Source organism: Janthinobacterium sp. SUN128, from assembly GCF_030587275.1.
Taxonomy (GTDB): domain Bacteria; phylum Pseudomonadota; class Gammaproteobacteria; order Burkholderiales; family Burkholderiaceae_D; genus Janthinobacterium; species Janthinobacterium lividum.
Genome location: NZ_JAPWHY010000011.1, coordinates 1 through 6434, shown reverse-complemented (window position 1 = coordinate 6434; position 6434 = coordinate 1). Strand labels below are relative to the sequence as shown.

6 protein-coding genes are annotated in these 6434 nt (G+C 59.1%); 4 read left to right on the top strand and 2 right to left on the bottom strand.

Going from position 1 to position 6434, the window contains the following annotated elements; all coding sequences use genetic code 11:
* On the bottom strand, positions 1–340 hold a 340-nt coding region (locus O3297_RS28715; protein WP_305051302.1), incomplete at its 3' end, for a hypothetical protein.
* A 57-nt stretch (positions 341–397) separates the two neighbouring features.
* Between O3297_RS28715 and O3297_RS28710 the strand changes: the two genes are divergently transcribed.
* From O3297_RS28710 to O3297_RS28700, 3 genes are all read left to right on the top strand, one after another.
* Positions 398–1087: an acid phosphatase gene (locus tag O3297_RS28710; RefSeq protein ID WP_305051300.1), complete on the top strand. Its 690-nt coding sequence runs from the start codon at positions 398–400 to the stop codon at positions 1085–1087.
* A gap of 63 nt (positions 1088–1150) precedes the next feature.
* Positions 1151–2629, top strand: a complete 1479-nt coding sequence (locus O3297_RS28705) for a DUF2868 domain-containing protein (RefSeq protein ID WP_305051298.1) — start codon at positions 1151–1153, stop codon at positions 2627–2629.
* On the top strand, positions 2626–4116 hold the full coding sequence (locus tag O3297_RS28700; protein WP_305051296.1) for a DUF3482 domain-containing protein: 1491 nt from the start codon (positions 2626–2628) through the stop codon (positions 4114–4116). The genes O3297_RS28705 and O3297_RS28700 overlap by 4 nt, the downstream gene beginning before the upstream one ends.
* A 4-nt stretch (positions 4117–4120) precedes the next feature.
* Here O3297_RS28700 and O3297_RS28695 read toward each other — a convergent pair whose 3' ends face one another.
* Positions 4121–5020, bottom strand: a complete 900-nt coding sequence (locus O3297_RS28695; RefSeq protein ID WP_305051304.1) for a LysR family transcriptional regulator — start codon at positions 5018–5020, stop codon at positions 4121–4123.
* A gap of 103 nt (positions 5021–5123) precedes the next feature.
* Between O3297_RS28695 and O3297_RS28690 the strand changes: the two genes are divergently transcribed.
* Positions 5124–6203 (top strand): tartrate dehydrogenase, encoded by a 1080-nt coding sequence (locus tag O3297_RS28690; protein ID WP_099390272.1) that lies wholly within the window; start codon positions 5124–5126, stop codon positions 6201–6203.
* Positions 6204–6434 lie beyond the last annotated feature (231 nt).

The following is a 6434-nucleotide window of genomic DNA, read 5'->3' as shown; positions in this document are numbered from 1 at the left end:
ACCGTGAAACAACTTTGCGCCGATGATAGTGCTGCAACCAGTGTGAAAGTAGGTTATCGTCAGGCTTGTTATTCGCAGTAGAGAAAAACCCGTCAAGCAATTGGCGGGTTTTTTTTCGTCTGGTGCTTTGTTCTGTGCACATTTTTACTGTACGTATGGCGGAGTTGAGCGAAGTTATCGGGTGTGTGCCCTTTTTGCGGGAATGCCAGAACACCTTTGACGTGTAATTCAGGTCGACACTTGTAAGGTGCCTAAAATACCCATCTTGCCACGTCCGTGTTGCCCGCGCGACGGGCACCGTCATGTTCTCTTCATATTGACACTGTACGATGACTTGCATGGCTGCTGCTCTTGAGTGGCCAGTCCCTTTCATCTCATCAAGTAAATGTGTACACCCATGTTGGCCAAGCTTAAACTCGTCAAAACTCCCACAGGCATCGATAGCGCCTTGATGCTCTCGGCCATGCTGATACTCTGGATCGGCAATTACAGCAATCTCGACCTCATGATCGCCGACAGTATGTTCGACGGTGCGCGTGGGCAATTTGCCGGCGCTGACAGCGCGTGGGCGCGCGGTTTCCAGTTCTGCATGACCATGCTGGCCGCGGCAGCGATAGTCCTGGCGGTCTGGGACACGCAGCGTCCGCTGGCCTGGTCTGCCTCACGTCGCAGCGCCTTGCGCGTGGTGGCCCTGTCGGCCATCTTGGTGCCGCTAAGCATCTATTTGCTCTCTTCCTTCAGCGATGTGCCTTGCCCCACGGATTTGCTGCGCTATGGTGGACTGCAACCGTATACGCGCCTGCTGGAAACATTGCCGGCTAGCGCATCTACCATGGTCTGCTTGCCCGCCACGCATGCGAACACTGCCTGGTGGATGCTGGCCTTGCCATTGTTCTGCCTGCCCGGACGGCCGCGCACGGCACTTTTGTTCGCCAGTGTCATGTTGCTGTGCGGTTTGGCGGCAGGCTGGCAGCAGCAGTTGCAAGGTAGGCAATTTTTTACCCACACCTTGTGGTCTGCCTGGATCGCTTCTTTCCTGATCTATCTGCTGCATAATTTGTTCCGGGCTGAGGACGCGTTGGCCTGAAACACAAAAGTACGTCACAATCTGCCTGTCTAGTTGTCGTTTCATACAAAAAACAGGAGCACCATGAACGAGCAGATTGCGAGAGAAGTGGTATTGGTCCGTGCTATCGAGACGGCCGACCAGAAAAAAGAAGTCCTCAGCGAGGATGACCGCATGTATGCCAGCCGCAGCGCGCGTGAGCTTGCGCAGTGGCAAGCTTCGGGCAAGCAGGCCGAAGTGACAGGTGACGATTTCCTGCAGCAGCGCTCCGAGCTGATCCTCAAGCGCATCACCGAGCGCACGCCCGCTTTTGCTGCCTTCGCGAAACGCCGTAACGGCATGAAGACCCTGGCGCTGACATTGCCCTTGCTGGCACTGCTGCTGGGTGCCGGGCTGGACCGCATCACGGATCCCCATCGCGTGGATCTGCTGTCGGCGCCCTTGCTGCTGATCATCGCCTGGAATGTGCTGGTCTACCTGGGCTTGCTGATCTGGCTATGCATCCCCTCGCACTCCCTCGGCTGGCCGAAGGCGGGACTGGTGCGCCACCTGAGCGTGGGCCGCCTGGCGTTGCCGCGCAAGCTGCCGCACGCCTTGTCCTCGGGCTTGCTCAGTTTTATGGGGGAATGGGCGCACTTGAGCGCCAAGCTGACGGCCGCGCGCCTCAGCCGTACCATTCACCTGAGCGCCGCCATGTTTGCCATCGGCGCCGTCGCTTCACTGTACGCGCGCGGCTTCCTGTCGCAATACGCGGCCGGTTGGGAAAGCACTTTTTTGAATGCCAGCCAGGTGCACAGCCTGCTTTCGACCCTGTTTGCGCCGGCTATTGCCCTGTTTCATTTGCAAGGCTTTTCGCTGGCGGAAATCGAAGCGCTGCGCTTCCCGCAAACGACGACCGTCGAAGGCGGCGCACGCTGGGTGCATTTATATGCGGCAACGATTTTCCTGCTGGTGGTCGTTCCCCGCCTGATACTGGCACTGGTCAACAACTGGCGCGCAGCGCGGCTGGCCAAGCACTTTCCGCTGGATCTCGACCAACCGTATTTCCGCAAGCTTAATGAAAGCATCGGCGTGGCAACTGGCGGCATGCTGCGCGTCTTGCCGTACAGCTTTACTGTCGATGAGGCGCGTCACAAGGGCCTGGGGCAAATCGCCCTCATGCTGTTCGGCGAGCAAGGCCGCATGATGCTGCGTCCATCGACGTCGTATGGCGAGGAGCCGCAGGACGTCTTGCGCGACACGGACTTGAATGATCCACAAGTCAATATCACGGCCGTGCTGTTCAACCTGACGGCGACGCCGGAAAAGGAAAACCACGGCGCCTTCCTCGATTACCTGGCGCAATCGTCGGCACGCGGCATCGCTGTACTGATCGACGAATCCAGCTACCTGGAACGCGCTGGCGAGCAGGTGGATAATGCCGCCCGCTTGGCGGAGCGAGTCGCTCTGTGGCAACAGTTCTGCCAGTTCCACAAAACCACGGCCACCCTGGTCAATTTGCTCAATCCTGCCTTGCACCCGCTTGATGCCGGTGTCGGGCTGAAAGTATCGGCAGCAGCATGAGTGTGAATGTGAATAAAAATGTGCAGGATGATGCGGTACAGATTCAGTTTGCGCTGATTTCGCACACGAATAATGGCAAGACGACCTTGGCGCGCACTTTAGTGGGCGTGGACATTGGCGAAGTGCGCGATGCGGCCCACGTGACCGTGTTTGCGGAATCGCATACTTTGCTGGCCACGCCGCAGGGCGATGCCTTGCAATTGTGGGACACGCCCGGCTTTGGCGACTCCGTGCGCCTGCTCAAGCGCTTGGGCCAGTCGGGCAATCCCATCGGCTGGTTCCTGCGCGAAGTGCTGGACCGTTACCGCGACCGCCCGTTCTGGCTCAGCCAGCAGGCGCTGCGTACGGCCAAGGACTCTGCCGACGTGGTGCTGTACCTGGTGAATTCCTCGGAACATCCCAAAGATGCGGGCTACTTGCCGGCAGAAATGAAAATCCTCGCCTGGCTGGATAAGCCGGTGGTGGTCTTGCTCAATCAGATGGGGCCGCCGCGTCCTGGCAATGAGGAGCATGGCGAGCAGGCGCGCTGGCGCGAGCATTTGCAGCAGTATCCGATCGTGCGCGATGTCCTGGCGCTCGATGCCTTTGCCCGCTGTTGGGTTCATGAGCGCGTGTTTTACGAAGCCGTGGGTAAATTGTTGCCGCAGTCGCAGCAAGCCGGCTATGCGCGTCTGTTTTCTGCCTGGCAAGAGCAGAATACGGCGCGTTTCCAGCAAGCCATGCATTTGCTGGCCACGCAACTGGCAGTGGCAGGGCAGGATCGCGAAGCCATCGAGCTCGGCTCCAAGGGCTTGCTGAAATCGGCCTTGCAGGTAGTGGGCATCGGTAAGAATGCAGAGCAGCAACGCCAGGAAAAGGCCATGGCCAGCCTGGTGGCACGGCTCAATACGCACAGCGGCGTGACCACGCGTGAGCTCTTGATCTTGCACAAACTCGATCCGACCGATGCGCATAAGATCAATAGCCGGATACGGGAAAATTTTGCCGTGCGCGCGCCGATCGACAAGGCGCAAGCGGGGTTATTGGGTGCCATGATTTCCGGCGCGGCGACGGGGCTGTCGGCCGACCTGATTTCCGGCGGCCTGACTTTGGGTACGGGCGCCTTGCTTGGTGGCGTGGTCGGTGCGCTGACGTTTGCCGGCGCTGCCTGGGGCTTTAATTCCGGCACGGACCGCAATGAACCCACCATGCAATTCACGGATGCCTTTTTGCGCACCCTGGTGGTGGCGGGCGTGCTGCGCTACCTGGCGGTGGCGCACTTTGGTCGTGGCCGCGGCAATTTCGTGGAAAGCGAGGCGCCGGCTTTCTGGCAGGATGAGGTCGAGCAGGCGGTGGCGCGCCATGAAGGCGCATTGGCCGAGCTGTGGAAAGAGGTGCGCCGGGAAAAATCGCCGGAGCAGGCCGCCGGGCGCATCTTGCCCGTCATGTCGTCCATCACCTCCGATACCCTGGCGCGTCTGTATCCGGATGTGGCGCGTCTGGTATAGCTTATCAGGCGCGGGCTTGCAGCCACCGTTCCAGAAATTGCACGCAGGTCCTGACCTTGGCCGAGTTCGACAGCCGCGAAGTGGTCACCGCCCACACATCGGCGACCTGATGATACGCGGGCAAAATACGTACCAGCTTGCCTTGCGCCAGGCTGCTCTCCACATCCCATGCCGAACGCAAGATGATGCCGTGGCCGTCCAGCGCCCATTGATGGACGATCTCGCCATTATTGGCCGATAGCGGCCCATCGACCTTCACCGTTTCCGACCCTTGCGGTCCCTGCAGTTTCCAGCGTCGCCCATCCAGGTCACGCTCGCGGATGACGATGCAGTCATGCTCGCGCAATTGCGCCAGCGTGTCCGGCGTTCCGCGTTGTGCCAGATAGGAGGGGGCGGCGCACAGTACGCGTTGATTGCTGGCAATGCGGTGGGCGATCAGGTCTGGCTCGCGCACCACGCCGATGCGAATGTCGAGATCGAAACCCTCGCCCAGCAGGTCGACGGGACGGTCGAGCAATTCCAGCTGTATTTTCAAGTCTGGATACTGTCGTGCCAGCTGGGAGAGGGCTGGGCCGAGCCGGTTGCGCCCGAAGCCGGAGCTGGAGCAAATGCGCAGTAGGCCCTGCGGCTGCAATTTCGACTGTGCTACCGCTTCCTCCATCTGTTCGACATCTTCCAGGATGCGCTGCGCCCATTGCCGCACGATCTCGCCGTGATCGGTGACGCTGACCCTGCGCGTGGTCCGGTGCAGCAAACGTACTTCTAGCGCCGCTTCCAGCATGCCGATGCGCTTGCTGACGACCGCCTTGGAAATACCCAGCTCCAGCGCCGTGGCGGCGAAACTGGTTTTATGGGCGACCTGGCAAAACAGGCGTAAATCTTCCAGCAGCGGCGTATGTTTCATCGATTGAGCACGAAATGTGGATACTGAGGTCATGAATCCCCTGATTGTATTCTGATGCGGCGCCAGTATCATCAACGCATCCATCTATAAACAGGAGAACCTCATGCCCGCACACAGAATCGCAGTCATCGCCGGCGACGGCATAGGCAATGAAGTCATGCCGGAAGGGCTGCGTGTCGTCGAGGCTGCCGCGCGCCGTTTCAATATCGACCTGCAGTTCACGACCATGGAGTGGGCGAATTGCGACTACTACCTCGAGCACGGTCAGATGATGCCCTCGGACTGGTTTGCCCAGCTCAAGGATTTCGACGCCATCTATTTTGGTGCCGTCGGCTGGCCGGACAAGGTGCCGGACCATATCTCGCTGTGGGGTTCGTTACTAAAATTCCGGCGCGAGTTCGACGAATACGTCAACTTGCGGCCCGTGCGCCTGATGCCGGGTGTGCCGTGTCCGCTGGCGAACAAGAAGCCGGGCGATATCGACTTTTATGTGGTGCGTGAAAATACGGAAGGAGAATATTCGTCCGTGGGCGGGCGCATGTTCGAGGGGACGGAACGCGAAACGGTGCTGCAGGAATCCGTGTTTACGCGCAAGGGCGTTGACCGCATCCTGAAGTATGCGTTTGAGCTGGCGCAAAGCCGGCCTAAAAAACACCTGACATCGGCGACCAAGTCGAACGGTATCGCCATCAGCATGCCGTATTGGGATGAGCGGGTGGAGGCGATGGGGCCCAGCTTTCCCGATGTCCACTGGGATAAATACCATATCGATATCCTGGCGGCCCGTTTCGTGCTCAGTCCCGAGCGCTTCGACGTAGTGGTTGCGTCGAATCTGTTTGGCGACATTCTGTCCGACCTGGGCCCCGCGTGCACGGGAACGATTGCCATCGCGCCATCGGCCAATATCAATCCGGAACGCACGTTCCCCTCCGTCTTCGAGCCCGTGCACGGATCCGCACCCGATATCTATGGCCAGAATATCGCCAACCCGATCGGCATGATCTGGTCGGGCGCCATGATGCTGGACTTCCTCGGTAATGGCGACGCCAATTACACGGCTGCGCATGACGCGGTTTTGCGCGCCATTGAGAAGGTGCTTGAGCATGGCCCGCGAACACCGGACATGGGCGGCAGCGCCAGTACGACCGATGTGGGCATTGCAATTGCCGAATTGCTGAAATAAAGCTTGCCGCCCATGGGCGGCTTTGCTATAGTTCGCCTCCCCAATGAGACGCAGTCAAATGCGGCAGTTGAGGATCACCAGAAACGGTGATGTAGCAGAAAAGAAGGAGTTGACGATTGTGCTGAAATGCTTCATACTCTTCCTTCTTCGCAGCTGACAAACACAACGCTTTGTCGATAGCGCGAAAGCAGTACCGAATACAGTTCTTTAACAATTAACAGTCGATAAGTG